A 15613-nucleotide genomic window follows, 5' to 3' on the forward strand; every position below is an offset into this window, starting at 1 on the left:
GCGTTTCCGCTCACCTGCCGGTGAGCGCTTCGCCTCAATCGGCCATCGACAGCATGTGCGCTTGTGCCGGTTTTACGCGGCCTTTCAGTGTGTCGAGATAGATCCGCTGGACCGCATCGGAACCCCGGCTTTCGACGACATCGAGCTTCGGTCCCATCGCCGTGGTGAAACCCGACCAGACCGCGCCGAATCGCTGGTCGATTCCGCCCGGGCCCCATTCCTTGGCGCGTTTGCGGATCTGGTCCGGCGCGAAGAACCATGTCGGCTTGGCGCCGGGCAGCGAATCGTCGTCCGGTGCCGCGTCCTGGTGGGTGAGGCCGACGCGCCCGCTGTAGACCATCCGGTCGCCGAAGTGCCTGTGCAGCCGGGTGCGCAATTCCGGATTGCCGGCCATGTCGACGAAGGCGACGGGCTGGTTCGGCATCGATTCGATTTTGTCGTAGGTCACGACCTCGTCGTAGCAGCCAAGCGATGTGACGAAATCCACGTTGCCTGCTGCGGTGAGGCCGATCACGCGCACGGGCTTGCGGTGAGTATGCAGCAGCCACGCCAGCCCGAACGCCGTCTTGCTCGATGCGCTGGAGAGGATGACGCTCGCCGCGCCGAAGAAATCCTTGTCGGCGAGGAAGTCGTCCACCAGAAACGACAGCATGAACAGCGGGCGCAGCAGCGCCTGATAGTCGCCATTGCGGCCTTCGAATGCCGGGTTGCCGGTGACGCGGGAATACGCATTGTAGACCGGCGAAACGCTTTGCCGGTGCGCGGCGGCGTCGCGGAAGCCGGTCTTCTTAACGTCGGCCGGTTCGATCACCAGATGCGTGGCCATCGGCAGATAGCCGAACAGCACTTCGCCGACGGCGATATCGGGATGGCGCGATTCGATGACACGCCCGAAACCCCATACCGGAATGTTGCCGAACCCTTCCGGCGCGGGAAACAGATGCCAGTACTTCAACTGGTCGCCCAGCATCGCATAGGTGATGTTGTTCGCGGTGAACGCGAAACGATCGACCTTCACCAGCAGTCCGTTCTCGGGCAGTTGCGTCACGCTCGGCAGCGGCACCTCAACCAGTCTGCACTTCGTCAGATCGTTACGTCCTACAATGAACTGAGTGGCCGACGTCATCTCCGCGCTCCCGTTGTCTTCGCTGCTTTCTTACGTAGCGCATTCTTCGCCGGCTTCGCTGACGTTTTTGCGACGCGGGATTTGTTTAAAACTGGTTTGGTGTTTGAAACGGACTTTGCTTTTGGCGCAGTTTTTTTCTTCACAGGGGCAGTTGCAGGAGTCTTCGCTGTTCCTGCGATCACGCCTTCGCGTTTTTTAATCGCGTGATAATACGACCACCACAGATGCGCCGCCGCGCCGCGCAGCGGCCGCCATGGCTCCGCCAGCGGCTGCATCTCTCTCACCGTGGGGCGAGCTTTCAATCCAAGCCCGATCCGCATCGCTTCCTGGATAGCGAGATCGCCGGCGGGCCACGCATCGCCGTGACCGAGGCAAAACAGCAGGTAGATGTCGGCGGTCCAGGGGCCGATGCCGTGCAGCTTGGTCAGCGTCGCATGCGCCGCATCGGCGTCTTCTTCGGCGAGCACTTCAAGATTAAGCCGCTCTGCACTCAGTTCGCGTGCGATGAACTTGAGCGACTTGATCTTCGCCGCTGAGAGACCCAGGCGTCCGAGTCGGTCCGCACGCGCGCTTTTCAGCGCGTCGTGATGAAACGGATCGAACGTGGTGCTGACGCGCCCCCAGATCGCCGCAGCGGCCTTGGTCGACAACTGCTGACCGCAGACGATGGCCGCGAGACCCGCGAAGCCGGGTTCGCGCCGCCGCAGGGACGGCATCCCGGCGACGTCAGCGACGGGGCCTAGCCGGGGATCGAGACGGACCAGAGCGTGGACAGCGTCCTCGAGGTCCGCTTGCGTGTTGAGATGGACTGTCATTGAATTTGTGAGCATGAAGGGAATCGGACGCGAGTGCAATTGTTGTACTAGCAGCATGCGTCGAACAGGATCGAACCATGCCGCCACCCGTTTTCCGTTTCGCGCCAAGCCCGAATGGATTTCTCCATCTCGGACACGCGCGCTCGGCGCTGCTGAATTTCGATCTCGCCCGGCAGAGCGGCGGACGGTTGTTGCTGCGCATCGAGGACATCGACGCCACACGCTGCCGGCCTGAATACGAGCAGGCGATTTACGAGGATCTCGCGTGGCTTGGGATCTCGTGGGAAGAACTGGTGCGGCGGCAGTCGGAACATCTTGCACTTTACCAGGCGGCGGTTGACCGGCTCGCACGTGACGGTCTGATTTATCCCGCGTTCGAGAGCCGAGCGGAGATCGCCCGGATGGTCGGCGAGAAGGAGCGGACGGGTGCGTGGCCGCGCGATCCCGATGGCGCTCCGGTCTATCCCGGCATCGGCAGGCAACTCACGGAAGTGGAACGCGCGCAGAGAATTCGCGCGGAAGCGCCCTATGCCCTGCGGCTCGATATGACAGCGGCGGTCGCACGCACCACCGGCGTCCTGTCGTGGAGGGAGCAGGGGGCGGGTCCGGATGGTGAAACCGGCGACGTTCCGGCGCGGCCCGAACAGTGGGGCGACGTCATCCTGGCCCGGAAGGACACGCCGACGAGCTATCATCTGGCGGTGGTCATCGACGACGCCCTGCAGGGCGTGACCCACGTCGTACGGGGCGAGGACCTGTTTTGGGCGACCGGCGTGCACTGCCTGCTGCAGGAATTGCTCGGATTGCCGCAGCCGGTTTACCACCATCATGCCCTCGTGCTGGACGACGCCGGGCAGAAGCTGTCGAAATCGACGCGGTCCACGGCGCTGCGGGACTTGCGGGCCGGTAGGGCGACTCCGGCTGAGATACGGCGTCTTGTTGGTATTAACCCGTCTTAAACCTGCCGTGGCGTGACTCCCGCGCCTTCGGCATGGCATGTTAGGCGCCGGATGGGTGGGGAATCATGGCGGCGAAATCGCGCGTCAAGCGCAGCCTGAAGACGCGCGGCAAAGACGGTGCAGAAACGCCAGCGCGAAAGCCGCGCGTGGCGAAAAAGGCGCGTGCGAAAAAGGCCGCCTCAAAAAAGATCAGCTTGAAAAAGGCTGTCGCGAAGTCTCCCGTAAAGCGGCGGGGCAAGCGGCCGGATTCGGAATCACGCATCGTCGAGGCCGCCCTGGCCGCGTTCGCCCACGAAGTCCGCACGCCGCTGACCGGTATTCTGGCGATCAGTTCGCTGCTGGCGACGTCCGAACTCGACGAGCGGGAGCGGCGCTGGGTGGATACGATCAAGGTCGGCGCGGAACATCTGGCTGCGCTGGCCACGCTGTTTGTCGATGCCGCGCGCCATGACACCGCCGGGCTCGCGGTGCGTCAGGATTTTTTCGATCTTCAGGCGCTGTCACGGGCGATCGGGGATTCGCTGGCCGGCCGGGCCGCCGCGAAGGGCCTGCGATCGCAGGTTGAGATCGCCGCGAAACTGCCGGTTTTCGTGATCGGCGACCCGGTGCGCCTGCGTGCGGCGCTCGAGAACCTGATCGATAACGCGGTCAAGTTCACTCAGCAGGGCACGGTGGCCCTCCACGTTTCGGTCAATGCCGGTTCGGGCGACAGGCTGAGCATCGCCTTTGCGGTGTCCGACAGCGGCATCGGTCTTTCGATTGCGGAGATCAGGCGGCTGTTCAAGCCGTTCTCGCAAGCCAATGTCAGCATCGCCTCCCGCTTCGGCGGCGCGGGCCTCGGGTTGTCGTCGGTCAAGCAATTGGCCCGCGCGATGGGAGGCGACATCACCGCGACCCAGCGCAGCGGCGGCGGGATGACGTTCGTGCTGACCGTTGCGGTGAAGCGGGCCAGGGGGCTGCAATCTGGGCCGGGATCGGACATGCCGCCGCGTCCGTCGCAGGGTCTCCGCATTCTGAGCATCGAGGACAATCCGTTCGGCCGCGTTGTGCTCAACGCCATTCTAACCGAACTCGGCCATCAGGCCGAATTCATCGGGCGCGGCGAGGCGGCGCCGGAGCGGATCGCGCAAGGCGACTTCGATGCAGTGCTGATGGACATGGTGCTTCCGGGCATCGACGGCGTTGAGGCGATCCGCCGCGTCCGCGCGCTCGAGGGGCCGCACGGGCGCATCGCCATCATCGGAGTGTCGGGCCGCGCTGAAGATGAAGACGCCTCGCGCGCCGCAGGCGCAGATGCGTTCCTGACCAAGCCGGTCAGCCCGCGCGCGCTGGCGACCGCTCTTCTTCACGCGAAGCGGCCTTAGATTTCTGCCACTTGACGATCGACGCGTTGAGTTCGCCGCCGTAGATGAAAATCGCCGCGATGAAATACAGAAACACCAGCGCGATCATCACCGACGCAAGCCCGGCATAGGTCGTGACGTAATTGCTGGCGAAGCGTTCAAGATACTTGCCGAACATCACGCCGGACACGAGCGACGCGAGCATCGTGACCACGATACCCGGCATGATCTCGCGCAGTTTGCGTGTGCCCGCGGGCAGCCATTTGTGCAGAATGATCAGCGCTGCAACGAGGGCGAAGATCGTGAGGCCATAGCGCACGATATTGAGAAGGTTTTCATTGGGTTCGACACGTAGCGGGACGTAACGCCGGGCTGTCGCCAGAATGAGCGGGCCGAGCACGATCAGGAAGGCCATGGCCAGCGACATCACGGCGGCAACCATGGTGTAGCCGATCGATTCGAGGCGAAGCCAGTACCAGCTGCGCTGTTCGACCACGCTATAGGAGCGGTTGAGGCCGACGCGCAGGCTCTCGACGCCATTCGATGCGAAGTAGATCGCGAGCACGAGGCCGATGGTCAGCGTCCCCCCATGCGACTGGGTCAGTACATTGTGGATTTCGCCGGACAGCGCGTCGGCGACCTGCGATGGCCAAGTGTCCAACATCATCTCGGCGGCCCGGTCGGCAAGGTCCTTGGAGCCGAAGACGCCGGCAAGAGCGGTAATCACGATCAGGAAGGGAAACAGTGCCATCAGCGCCGACAAGGCAATGTGACTGGCGATCGCCCAGCCGTCATCGGCCAGGAATGTGTAGAACGCATCGAGTGCGATATTGAAAGCGTCTCGGATCAGCCTCACGTTTCACCCTGATTTATCGCCTTCAAGATGTACCGCGCCGGGCACCTAAAGTCATGTACGGTTGAGAAGCCAAAAGGTTCTCTCCCGCATTTTTAGACAGGCGATGGCGCGATGCCGTCGGCGGTGTTATCTACCCCCCATGACATCGTTCCTCTCAAGCATTGCCCTTCCCATCGCATTGGCCGCGGTCACCATCGTGCTGATGCTCGGCCTGTTCAACATGATGCGCGGCGGCTCGCCCAACACCTCGCAGCGATTGATGCGGCTGCGCGTACTGCTTCAGTTCATCGCCATCGTGATTGCTATGCTTGCCGTCTGGGCGCTTGGTAAGAGCTGATTGACGAGGCAGACTGGATTTCACCGCCACTCCGACGGGCAAAATGGATCGACGCGATGGTCATTCTCAACCGGATTTACACCCGCACCGGCGACGACGGCACCACGGCGCTCGGCAGCGGCGAACGCCGTCCGAAATACGATCTTCGCGTCAGCGCCTATGGAACCGTCGATGAAACTAACGCCGTGATCGGCGTGGCCCGCCTTCATCTGGCGCAGGCCCCGGCCATCGATGCGATGCTCGGCCGGGTGCAGAACGATCTGTTCGATCTCGGCGCCGATCTGGCCGTGCCGCAGCGGGAGGGCAAGGCCGAACGGCTGCGCGTGTTGACCACGCAGGTCGAACGCCTTGAGCAGGATATCGACGTGCTCAATGCCGATCTGGCGCCGCTGAACTCGTTTATTTTGCCTGGCGGAACACCAGCCGCGGCCTATCTGCACTTGGCAAGAACGGTCTGTCGCCGAGCGGAACGGATGGTGGTGGAACTGGCATCCCAGCCGGACGAGCCGGTGAGCGATGCAGCCGTGCAGTATCTGAACCGGCTGTCGGATTTTCTTTTCGTGGCCGGCCGGTCGGTCAATGACAATGGTGCCCGCGACGTGCTTTGGGTGCCGGGTCAAAACCGGTGATCGCGCGTATTAGGTATACCTTCCTGTATTTCTAGTTTTCGCGCGTTGACCCGGATTGGCGGGACCATTAGGTTCCGCGCCCAACCGCTTTAGAGTGGATGTGATCAACCCATTTCAGGACGAAAGGGAACCGATGAAGGTTCTGGTGCCGGTTAAGCGCGTCGTTGACTTCAACGTCAAGGTTCGCGTCAAGAGCGACGGGACGGGCGTCGAGCTCGCCAACGTCAAGATGTCGATGAACCCGTTCGACGAAATCGCTGTCGAGGAAGCCCTGCGCCTGAAAGAGGCCGGCAAGGCGACCGAGGTTGTGGTGGTGTCGATCGGACCCGCGCAGGCGTCGGAGACCATCCGCACCGGCCTCGCCATGGGCGCCGATCGCGGCATCCTCGTAAAGGCTGAAGGCACTGTCGAGCCGCTTGGCGTCGCGAAGATTCTCAAGGCCATTGTGGACGAGGAAAAGCCGGGTCTCGTGATCCTCGGCAAGCAGGCGATCGATGACGACAGCAACCAGACCGGCCAGATGCTGGCCGCGCTGCTCGGCTGGGCGCAGGCGACGTTCGCCTCCAAGCTCGAAGTCGACGGATCGGACTTCAAGGTCACGCGCGAAGTCGACGGTGGTTTGCAGACGGTGAAGGTCAAGGGGCCGGCGATCGTCACCACCGACCTGCGTCTCAACGAGCCGCGCTATGCAAGCCTTCCCAACATCATGAAGGCGAAGAAGAAGCCGATCGACGAAAAGACCGCCGACAGCTTCGGCGTCGATCTTTCGCCGCGTCTCGAAGTTCTCAAGACCACCGAACCTCCCGGCCGCAAGGCGGGCGTCAAGGTCAAGGACGTCGCCGAACTGGTGTCGAAACTTAAGGAAGTAGGGGCGCTCTGATGGCCACGCTGCTGATTGCTGAACACGACCACGCCACCCTGAAGGATTCCACCAACAAGGCGTTGACCGCGGCTGTCGCGCTCGGCGCCGAGGTCCACGTTCTTGTCGCCGGTGGCGGTGAGGGCACCAAGGCCGCCGCTGAAGCTGCGGCGAAGCTGAAGGGTGTCACCAAGGTTCTGCTCGCGGAAAACGCCAGCCTGGAACACGATCTGGCCGAGCCGCTGGCTGCGCTGATCGTCTCGCTGGCTGGATCGTATGACGCGTTCGTTGCGCCTGCGACCTCGCGTTTCAAGAACGTGATGCCGCGGGTCGCAGCACTGCTCGACGTGATGCAGATCTCCGAAATCATCAAGGTGGTTTCGCCTGACACGTTCGAGCGGCCGATCTATGCCGGCAACGCGATCCAGACCGTGAAGTCCAAGGACGCCAAGAAGGTCATCACCGTGCGGACCTCGACATTCGCCGCGGCCGGCGATGGCGGCAGCGCGTCGGTTGAAAACACGGCGGCTGCGGCCGATCCGGCGCTGTCGAGCTTCGTTGGCGAGGAAGTCGCCAAGAGCGATCGTCCGGAACTGACCTCGGCGAAGATCATCGTCTCTGGTGGCCGCGCCATGCAGAGCCGCGAGAACTTCACCAAGTACATCGAGCCGCTGGCGGACAAGCTTGGCGCCGGCGTCGGCGCTTCGCGCGCCGCGGTGGACGCGGGCTATGCGCCGAACGACTGGCAGGTCGGCCAGACCGGCAAGGTGGTCGCGCCTGAACTGTACATCGCCATCGGCATCTCCGGCGCGATCCAGCATCTGGCCGGCATGAAGGACTCCAAGGTGATCGTCGCGATCAACAAGGACGAGGACGCGCCGATCTTCCAGGTGGCGGACTACGGCCTCGTCGCCGACCTCTACCAGGTGGTCCCCGAACTGACGGCGGCGCTTTAAGTTCGATATCCGGGCGCGCGATGCGCCCGGACCATGTTATGTTGCACCGGCCCGGCGGGAATTCTGAACCCGGGGCCGGTGTTTTGACGTAATGTTAAAGAGGGTGCGGCAAGGTGATTGCCGTATCTTAAGGCCGAGAGCCACAGAGACCGGAAGCGAATGGCAGCGATCAAGACCGTTGGTGTGATTGGGTCGGGGCAGATGGGCAACGGCATTGCGCACGTTGCCGCGCTCGCCGGGTTCAATGTCGTACTTTACGATGTGTCCGCCGATCGCCTGAAATCCGCGATGGCCACCATCAACGGCAACCTGACGCGTCAGGTCACAAAGAAGACCATCACCGAAGACGCGCACAAGCATGCGCTCGCCAGGATCACGTCATCCGACAGCCTCGACGGTCTGGCCGCCTGCGATCTCGTAATCGAAACGGCGGTTGAAAAGGAAGAGGTCAAGCGCAAGATTTTCCACGATCTCTGCGCGGTGCTGAAGCCCGAGGCGATTATCGCGTCGAACACGTCGTCAATCTCGATCACCCGGCTGGCGGCCTCGACGGACCGGCCTGAGAAATTCATCGGCATTCATTTCATGAATCCGGTCCCGGTCATGGAACTGGCCGAACTGATCCGCGGCATCGCCACCGACGACGCGACGTTCGATGCCGCGCGCGCCTTTGTCACCGCGATGGGCAAGCAGATTGCCGTCTCCGAAGATTTTCCCGCCTTCATCGTCAACCGCATCCTGCTGCCGATGATCAACGAGGCGATCTACACGCTCTATGAGGGCGTCGGGAACGTCGAAGCCATCGACGCGGCAATGAAGCTTGGTGCGCACCATCCGATGGGGCCGCTCGAACTGGCCGATTTCATCGGCCTCGATACCTGTCTGTCGATCATGCAGGTGCTGCACGAGGGGCTAGCCGATTCGAAGTATCGTCCGTGCCCGCTGCTGGTGAAGTATGTCGAAGCCGGCTGGCTTGGCCGCAAGTCGCAGCGCGGCTTCTACGATTACCGTGGCGACAAGCCGGTTCCGACGCGGTAATTCTCCCGCGCGCGGCTGAATCCTTCAGCTAAAGTTTGTTAACCGCCTCCCGCTAGGTTCACTCCACTTGAGTCGCGGAGAGAGTGCGTTTCCATGGACGTAATGAGCATCGTTAGCAGCATGATGGCCATGCAGGCTGCCAATACCCAGCAGCAGATCGCAACCAGCATCATGAAGCAGAACATCGATTCGGAAAAATCGGTGCTGCAACTGCTCCAGCCTGCGGCGAACAATCCGCCGGGCGTCGGTGGCAATCTCGATATTTCGGCCTGAACGCGGTCAGGAGGCCGGGGTGATCCACCCGATACCGGCGCCGCCGGGCTCGGTCAGGATCGCGATGCGGCCGACATGCGGCACATCGAAAATCGGCCGCATCAGTTGCGCGCCGGATGCAATGGCCGTCTTCACCCGCGCATCGACATCATCCACCGCCAGATACGGCATCCAGCCTTCGGGGACACCCTCGAAGGCCGGGCGGTTGGTCGGAAAGATTCCGGCGGCCATTTCGCCGTTCGCATAGGCGACCCAGTAGGTTGCGCCGTCTTCCATCGGCATCGGTTCGAACGTCCAGCCGATGGTCGTCTTGTAGAACTGCATGGCGCGCTCCGCATCTGGCGTCACCAGTTCATTCCAGTGAAAGTGTCCGTGCGACGTCATGGCCGTCTCCTTCGTTGAAGTCCTGACGCGCCATCGCGCGATGAAAGCGCAGACCAATGGTCGCGCTACATCGCACCGTTGACGTCGAGCACCGACAGGATATTGCCTGCGGGGTCCTTGAACCAGGCGATCGTGGGTCCGCCGTTGTCACGCGAGATGCCTTTCGCGTCGGTCTTGATGCTGGGCTCAGTGTAAATTTCGAACCGGACGCCGCGTTTCGTCAGCTCATCGACCGTCTTGTCGACGTCGTCGACCGGGAAATTGAGCACGGTGAAAGTCGCCGGGGCGTGGTTGTCTTTCGGATAGATCAGCACATCGGCGCCGCCGCCCAGATGCAGGTTCAGAAGTCCGTGCTCTTCGGACACCTCGAGTCCCAGCGTGCGGCCGTAGAATTCTTTGGCCTTGCCGATGTCGTTGGTCGAGAAGCCGCTGAATGCATGACTTGCTTTCAACATGGCTGCACTCCTTTGCATCACGATGGTTTCGGCTTGCGCCCACGCGGCAAGAAACGCGCGGGTGTAGAGATTGGTTGCGCCGCCCGGCGCCGGAATGATGCTGAAGTCATTCCGGCCCGGGAGCCCGCAGCGCTGGATCGCGCTAGGCATCCTGTTCATAGGCCTGCTTCAGGGTCTTGATCTCAAGTTTGACCATCTTCATCACAGTTTCCATCACCTTCTGTGATTGAACCGGCGTGCCGTTCTTCATCATCTCGCCAAGGGCGGTGGGCACGATCTGCCAGGACAAGCCGAACTTGTCCGTCAGCCAGCCGCATTGCTGGATATTGCCGTCTTCGGCGAGCTTGTTCCAGTAGTCATCGATTTCATCCTGGGTCGCGCAGTAGACCATAAGCGAGATTGCCGGCGTGAACTTGAAATGTGGGCCGCCGTTGAGGGCGATGAATTTTTGCCCGTTGAGTTCAAATTCAGCGGTCATGATCGATCCCTCTGCCCCCGGCATGTTCTTTCCGTAGCGGGCAATGGTTCCCATCTTCGAATTCTTGAAGATGGTCGTGTAGAATTTCACAGCTTCTTCGGCTTGGTTGTCGAACCAGAGGCATGTGGTGAATGGCTGCATTCTCTTACTCCCTGCCGGATTGTTTACGCCGTAACGAAGGTATCGAAGCCGCCCCAGAACATGCGCTTGCCATCGAAGGGCATATTTTTCGGATCATTCATCATTTTTGCGAGACGCGGATCCGCCATCACTTTTTTCATCACGCTGTCGCGATGCTTGCGCGATTTGTAGGTGATCCAGGAGAAGACGACGGTCTCACCGGCCTTCAGCTTCACGCTCTGCGGAAACGAAGTGACCTTGCCGGGCTTGACGTCTTCGGCAACGCATTCGCGATAATCGAGAGCGCCGTGATCGAGCCAGACCTTGCAGGCCAGCTTGGCCATGGCCGTGTAGGCTTTCATGTTCTTCTTCGGGACCGGCAGAACAAATCCATCGACATACTGCATTTCTAGCTCCTTTGGTGGTTTCCAGGTTTATGCCGGGTATCCGGCGGTGAAGTGTTACGAGTCCTGCTTGGCGGACGCGCAGCAGGCGTGTTCGCTGTCGGGCGCGCGGTAGCGGCCGGTGGCGTCGACATATCCGCCGCTGTCGTAGCGGTCGTGGAGCCGGACCCAGTCGGTCAGGTCGTGGTTCGGGCCGTTCTCGTTGCGGCCTTTCGGCGTGATGTCGAGATACATGTAGGTGCCGAGGATTTCTTCCAGCCCGCGGCCATAGGTCGAATAGGTATGGAAGATGTCGCCGTTCTCGCTCTTGATGAAAACGCTATTGCCGGAGAGATCCTCGATTGGAACTTCGGTCGCCTCATAGTTGTAATAGACCTTGCCGTTCGCAACCTGGTCCGGCGTGAACGAGACGTTGAAATCATAGTTGAAGTCGCTGTTGCCGGACGACACCCATGTGAAGTGCCAGCCCATGCGCTTCTTGTACGCCTCAATCTCTGAAAGCGGCGCGCGCGCCACAACAACATAGGTGACGTCATGATGCTCGAGGTGCACCAGCGCGCCCTCGACGTGATCGGCCTCGAATGAGCAGCCGACGCAGCCTTCAAGCTGGCCCGGCGCCAGCATGAAGTGTTTCACGATCAACTGGCTGCGGTCCTCGAACAGGTCGGCCAGTGTCTTCTTTCCCTGCGGCGTGTCGAAAACGTAAGTCTTCTCGACCTTCACCCAGGGCAGTGCGCGGCGCTCTTCGCTGATTTTGTCGCGCAGCCGGGTCAGTTCCTTCTCTCTGGCGAGCAGGGCCTTGCGCGCCGACAGCCATTCGTCTTTTGAGGCGATCTTGTGCGGTTGCATCGGAAGCTCCTCTGTCTGGAGAAAAGTCACACAGCTTTGATTCAAGCCGCCTTGGCCCGGTTGTGTGGAAACGGATCGCGCCAGGCGGGAAGTTCGTTGAGGCGGGCATGCCACCGCAGGATCTCCGGGAAGTCGCCGACCGGAATGTGCGCCCTGTCCGCATAGGGCAGGGTCACGGCGACGGCGAAGTCCGCGACAGTAAGTGTGTCGCCGACCAGATAATCACGGCCGCGCAGGTGGTTGTTGAGCACCGAGCCGTGCTGGCGCACCCATTTCTCGGCTTCCTGCACGATTGCCGCGTCAGGTTCGCCGAACCCGAGCTGCGGTTTGACGAGATTCTGGAAATAGAGACTGCCGGCAAAGCGCGTGAAATGGTTGGCGTCCCAGCTTAGCCAGCGCATCACCTCAATCTGGCGTTGATCTTTGGGCCACAGGTCCGATCCCGCGGCCCGCGCGAGATGGCACATGATCGCGTTGGCTTCCCACAGCGTCGTCTCGCCGTCCTGCAAGACGGGAACCTTGCCGTTGGGATTGATGCCGAGAAACTGCGGCGTCCGGTTTTCCAGTTTCGCCAGATCGACATGCACGAACTCCACCGGCGAGTTGAGATGCTTGGCGACTGCACACGCTTTCCGCGGATTCAGCGTCTCGGAATAGAAAAGCTTCATGTCGCACTCCTTTCGCTCAAGTTCTTTGCGCATTCAGGCGAAGAACTGTTCGAGCTTGTCGAGCGTTCCGGTCCAGCCGCGCTTGTGGCCGTCGCGAGCCGCTTCATCGAAGAACTTGTCGTGGGTCAGCGTGAGCAGCGTCACGTCGCCCTCCTCACGCAGCACGACAGTCACCTGCGAGACACGGTCCGGTGTGGAATGCCATGCCCAACTGAACACCAGCCGTTGATAGGGCGTCACTTCGAGATACTTGCCGCCGACCTGATGCGCTTCGCCGTCGTCGGTGCTGAAGTTGATGCGGAAGTGCCCGCCGACGCGCACATCCATGTCGGCCTTTACGCTGTCGCCTATGGTGTGTCCGGGTCCGAACCACTGGACGATTTTGGCGGGGTCCGTCCACGCTTCGAAGACTTTGGAGGCTGGGGCTTTGAGTCGTCGGGCGAGGGTGAGGCTTGGCTGGGTGAGCATAAATCCTTCTCCACAAAAGCGGCGAGACGATCGAGTTGTGCGGTCCAGAACCGCTGGTAGCGGCTGAGCCATTCCATTGCCTGCTCCATCGGGGCCGCTGTCAGGCGGCACGTGACTGTGCGGCCTGTCTTACTCCTGGTGATCAGTCCCGCGTCTGACAGCACATCGAGGTGCTTCATGACGGCGGGCAGGGACATCGCGAACGGTTTCGCCAATTCGCTGATGGTGACGCTGTCGCGCCCTTCAAGTTCGGCCAGCAACGCGCGCCGCGTCGGATCGGCGACGGCGGCAAACACGCGGTTCAGGCGGTCGGTAGAATAGTAAACCATGTGGTTAAGTATAAGGGCATGCGTGGTGACGTCAAGGGCGACGTCAGATGGGAACTGCGGCTTTATTTCGCGGTGGCGGCCTTGATGAGCTTTATCGCGTCGTCGCTGGCCCATTCAGCGGGACCTGCAATGGTCGCGATCTCGCATCCCGCGCCATCGACCAGCACGGAGGTCGGCATGCCCAGCGCGCGCCCGGCGCTTTTCAGATCCTGAAACACCTTCGCCTTCCGGTCATGGAAATAGGCGAGCTTGGTCAGCGCGGCCTCTTTGAGAAAATTCTTCGGCTTTTCGGGATCGCGGGTGTCGATATTGATTGCGACCACCTCAAAGTCCGCGCCGCCAAGGGTTTCCTGCAGCTTGTCGAGCGCAGGCATCTCCTTGCGGCAGGGCACGCACCATGTCGCCCACAGATTGACGAGGACAGTACGGCCCTTCCATTCCGACAGCTTTCTGGTCTTGCCCTCGGAATCCTCGAACGCGAGATCGGGCAGTTGAAGCGGAGCGGTGGCCATGGTTAATGCGGCGACCTCGCCTTTGGCCAAAGGGGCTATTTTCTTGGCCAGATCGACCGCCGGCGCACATTGGGCCTGCGCGTGCGCATTGCGCATGAACCCGCCGATCCCGTATATCCCACCCAGCCCCGCCGCGGCCGCTATAATGGCGGAAACGATGGTTACTCGAATGCGAGAAGCCTTCTTGCAGGGGAAACCGGGCGTTGATGGATCGATGTTGGGCATAGGTCTCGTCTCGGTTGAAACCGTCATGCTGCCGTCGATACAGAAACTGACGGTTTGACGGAAAAGTGTCGGTTGGCGGTTGGATCTGAGCAGGAACGCGTGAGTACCAGGATATGAGCAACAAGATGTGGGGCGGCCGCTTCGGTGAAAGTCCCGACGCGATCATGGAGGAGATCAACGTCTCGATCGACGTCGATCAGCACCTTTACGCCCAGGATATCGCTGCGTCCAAGGCTCACGCCGCGATGCTCGCGGCTCAGGGCATTATCACGGCGAACGATGCAAAAAACATCACGGGCGGTCTAGACACGATTTTGTCAGAAATCTCCAAGGGTTCGTTCTCGTTCAAGCGTGCGCTCGAAGACATTCACATGAATGTGGAGAGTCGCCTCGGTGAATTGATTGGCCCAGCAGCGGGCCGTCTTCATACCGCGCGTTCGCGTAACGATCAGGTCGCGACCGACTTCCGGTTGTATGTGCGTGACGTCATCGACGACATCGATCGGGCGCTGGCCGCGTTCCAGCGCGCGCTGGTGGATCGCGCCATCGAGCACGCCGACACGGTGATGCCGGGCTTCACGCATTTGCAGACTGCGCAGCCTGTGACATTCGGTCACCATCTGCTGGCCTACACGGAAATGGCCGCGCGTGACCGTGGCCGGTTCGCGGATGCCCGCAAGCGGTTGAACGAGAGTCCGCTAGGCGCCGCGGCGCTGGCCGGAACATCGTTCCCGATCGATCGTCACGCCACTGCGAGCGCGCTCGGCTTTGACCGGCCGATGGCGAATTCGCTCGACGCGGTGTCGGATCGTGACTTCGTGATCGAGACGCTGTCGGCGTCGGCGATTGCGGCGGTGCATCTGTCGCGCTTCGCCGAGGAGATCGTGATCTGGACCTCGCCGCTGGTGGGATTGGTTTCGTTGTCGGACAAGTTCACGACCGGCTCGTCGATCATGCCGCAGAAGAGAAATCCGGATGCAGCCGAACTGGTGCGCGCCAAGACCGGCCGCGTCATCGGCTCATTGACGGCATTGCTGATCGTGATGAAGGGGCTTCCGCTCGCCTATCAAAAGGACATGCAGGAAGACAAGGAAGGCGCGATGGAAGCCTTCAAAGCTCTTTCGCTCGCGATCCGCGCCATGACCGGCATGACGCTCGACATCATGCCGGAGGAAGCGCGCATGAAGGTAGCGGCTGGCGAGGGTTATGCCACCGCGACCGATCTTGCCGACTGGCTGGTGCGGACGCTGAAAATGCCGTTCCGCGACGCGCACCACGTCACCGGGCGAATCGTCGCGAAAGCCGCGGAACAGGGTCTCGCCCTGCACAAGGTGCCGCTGAGCGAGATGCAGGCGGTCGAGCCGAAAATCACAGCGTCGGTGCTCGACGTGCTGTCTGTCCAGGCCTCGGTGGAAAGCCGCACCAGTTATGGCGGTACCGCGCCGGCGAACGTCCGCGCGCAGGCCAAGGAGTGGCTCAAGCGGCTGGAAAAAGAGCAAAATTCGGGCTGATCCCGGATATTTTCGTTTA

At 61.5% G+C, this 15613-nt stretch carries 21 protein-coding genes; 9 read left to right on the top strand and 12 right to left on the bottom strand.

Features of this window, described 5'->3' with window-relative positions:
- Nucleotides 1-34: 34 nt before the first annotated feature.
- Nucleotides 35-1126, bottom strand: coding sequence for a DUF2855 family protein (locus tag HNQ36_RS12785; protein WP_184085573.1), 1092 nt, complete (start codon nt 1124-1126; stop codon nt 35-37).
- Nucleotides 1123-1941, bottom strand: a complete 819-nt coding sequence (locus tag HNQ36_RS12790) for a DNA-3-methyladenine glycosylase family protein (RefSeq protein ID WP_184085575.1) — start codon at nt 1939-1941, stop codon at nt 1123-1125. The genes HNQ36_RS12785 and HNQ36_RS12790 overlap by 4 nt, the downstream gene beginning before the upstream one ends.
- A 77-nt stretch (nt 1942-2018) precedes the next feature.
- Here HNQ36_RS12790 and gluQRS point away from each other — a divergent pair, with 77 nt between their 5' ends.
- Entirely contained in the window at nt 2019-2900 is an 882-nt protein-coding gene (gene gluQRS, locus HNQ36_RS12795) for a tRNA glutamyl-Q(34) synthetase GluQRS (protein WP_184085577.1), read from the top strand.
- Between the two features lie 65 nt (nt 2901-2965).
- Nucleotides 2966-4264, top strand: coding sequence for an ATP-binding protein (locus tag HNQ36_RS12800; protein ID WP_184085579.1), 1299 nt, complete (start codon nt 2966-2968; stop codon nt 4262-4264).
- Here HNQ36_RS12800 and HNQ36_RS12805 read toward each other — a convergent pair.
- A complete protein-coding gene (locus HNQ36_RS12805; RefSeq protein WP_184085581.1) occupies nt 4215-5099 on the bottom strand; it encodes a YhjD/YihY/BrkB family envelope integrity protein in 885 nt (294 codons plus the stop codon). The genes HNQ36_RS12800 and HNQ36_RS12805 overlap by 50 nt on opposite strands.
- A gap of 139 nt (nt 5100-5238) precedes the next feature.
- On the opposite strand from HNQ36_RS12805, the gene HNQ36_RS12810 reads away from it, so the two are divergent.
- From HNQ36_RS12810 to HNQ36_RS12835, 6 genes are all read left to right on the top strand, one after another.
- A complete protein-coding gene (locus HNQ36_RS12810; RefSeq protein WP_046828736.1) occupies nt 5239-5436 on the top strand; it encodes a twin transmembrane helix small protein in 198 nt (65 codons plus the stop codon).
- Between the two features lie 56 nt (nt 5437-5492).
- Nucleotides 5493-6065, top strand: coding sequence for a cob(I)yrinic acid a,c-diamide adenosyltransferase (locus tag HNQ36_RS12815; protein ID WP_184085583.1), 573 nt, complete (start codon nt 5493-5495; stop codon nt 6063-6065).
- Between the two features lie 133 nt (nt 6066-6198).
- The gene (locus HNQ36_RS12820) at nt 6199-6945 is read left to right on the top strand and encodes an electron transfer flavoprotein subunit beta/FixA family protein (RefSeq protein WP_184085585.1); all 747 of its coding nucleotides are present in this window, start codon (nt 6199-6201) and stop codon (nt 6943-6945) included.
- On the top strand, nt 6945-7880 hold the full coding sequence (locus tag HNQ36_RS12825; protein WP_184085588.1) for an electron transfer flavoprotein subunit alpha/FixB family protein: 936 nt from the start codon (nt 6945-6947) through the stop codon (nt 7878-7880). Before HNQ36_RS12820 ends, HNQ36_RS12825 begins: the two co-directional genes overlap by 1 nt.
- Before the next feature lie 159 nt (nt 7881-8039).
- Nucleotides 8040-8918: a 3-hydroxybutyryl-CoA dehydrogenase gene (locus tag HNQ36_RS12830; RefSeq protein WP_184085590.1), complete on the top strand. Its 879-nt coding sequence runs from the start codon at nt 8040-8042 to the stop codon at nt 8916-8918.
- A 93-nt stretch (nt 8919-9011) separates the two neighbouring features.
- Entirely contained in the window at nt 9012-9191 is a 180-nt protein-coding gene (locus HNQ36_RS12835) for a putative motility protein (RefSeq protein WP_184085592.1), read from the top strand.
- Nucleotides 9192-9197: 6 nt separating this feature from the next.
- Here the strand turns inward: HNQ36_RS12835 and HNQ36_RS12840 are convergent, their stop codons facing one another.
- From HNQ36_RS12840 to tlpA, 9 genes are all read right to left on the bottom strand, one after another.
- Nucleotides 9198-9575, bottom strand: coding sequence for a VOC family protein (locus HNQ36_RS12840; protein WP_184085594.1), 378 nt, complete (start codon nt 9573-9575; stop codon nt 9198-9200).
- Between the two features lie 65 nt (nt 9576-9640).
- On the bottom strand, nt 9641-10189 hold the full coding sequence (locus HNQ36_RS12845) for a VOC family protein (RefSeq protein WP_210311998.1): 549 nt from the start codon (nt 10187-10189) through the stop codon (nt 9641-9643).
- A complete protein-coding gene (locus HNQ36_RS12850) occupies nt 10173-10649 on the bottom strand; it encodes a VOC family protein (protein ID WP_184085596.1) in 477 nt (158 codons plus the stop codon). The genes HNQ36_RS12845 and HNQ36_RS12850 overlap by 17 nt, the downstream gene beginning before the upstream one ends.
- 23 nt (nt 10650-10672) lie before the next feature.
- Entirely contained in the window at nt 10673-11035 is a 363-nt protein-coding gene (locus tag HNQ36_RS12855; protein WP_046828743.1) for a DUF1428 domain-containing protein, read from the bottom strand.
- 54 nt (nt 11036-11089) lie between these two features.
- Entirely contained in the window at nt 11090-11881 is a 792-nt protein-coding gene (locus tag HNQ36_RS12860) for a DUF899 domain-containing protein (protein WP_184085598.1), read from the bottom strand.
- 41 nt (nt 11882-11922) lie between these two features.
- Nucleotides 11923-12549: a glutathione S-transferase family protein gene (locus tag HNQ36_RS12865; RefSeq protein WP_184085600.1), complete on the bottom strand. Its 627-nt coding sequence runs from the start codon at nt 12547-12549 to the stop codon at nt 11923-11925.
- 33 nt (nt 12550-12582) lie between these two features.
- Nucleotides 12583-12930: an SRPBCC family protein gene (locus HNQ36_RS12870; RefSeq protein WP_347339966.1), complete on the bottom strand. Its 348-nt coding sequence runs from the start codon at nt 12928-12930 to the stop codon at nt 12583-12585.
- Complete coding sequence (locus HNQ36_RS12875) at nt 12897-13346, bottom strand: ArsR/SmtB family transcription factor (RefSeq protein ID WP_019199975.1); 450 nt, start codon at nt 13344-13346, stop codon at nt 12897-12899. The genes HNQ36_RS12870 and HNQ36_RS12875 overlap by 34 nt, the downstream gene beginning before the upstream one ends.
- Before the next feature lie 62 nt (nt 13347-13408).
- Nucleotides 13409-14083: a thiol:disulfide interchange protein TlpA gene (gene tlpA, locus HNQ36_RS12880; protein ID WP_184085602.1), complete on the bottom strand. Its 675-nt coding sequence runs from the start codon at nt 14081-14083 to the stop codon at nt 13409-13411.
- 113 nt (nt 14084-14196) lie between these two features.
- Between tlpA and argH the strand changes: the two genes are divergently transcribed.
- Entirely contained in the window at nt 14197-15594 is a 1398-nt protein-coding gene (gene argH, locus HNQ36_RS12885) for an argininosuccinate lyase (RefSeq protein WP_184085603.1), read from the top strand.
- The last annotated feature ends 19 nt before the right edge of the window (nt 15595-15613 follow it).

Source organism: Afipia massiliensis (assembly GCF_014203115.1).
GTDB classification, from domain to species: Bacteria; Pseudomonadota; Alphaproteobacteria; order Rhizobiales; family Xanthobacteraceae; genus Afipia; species Afipia massiliensis.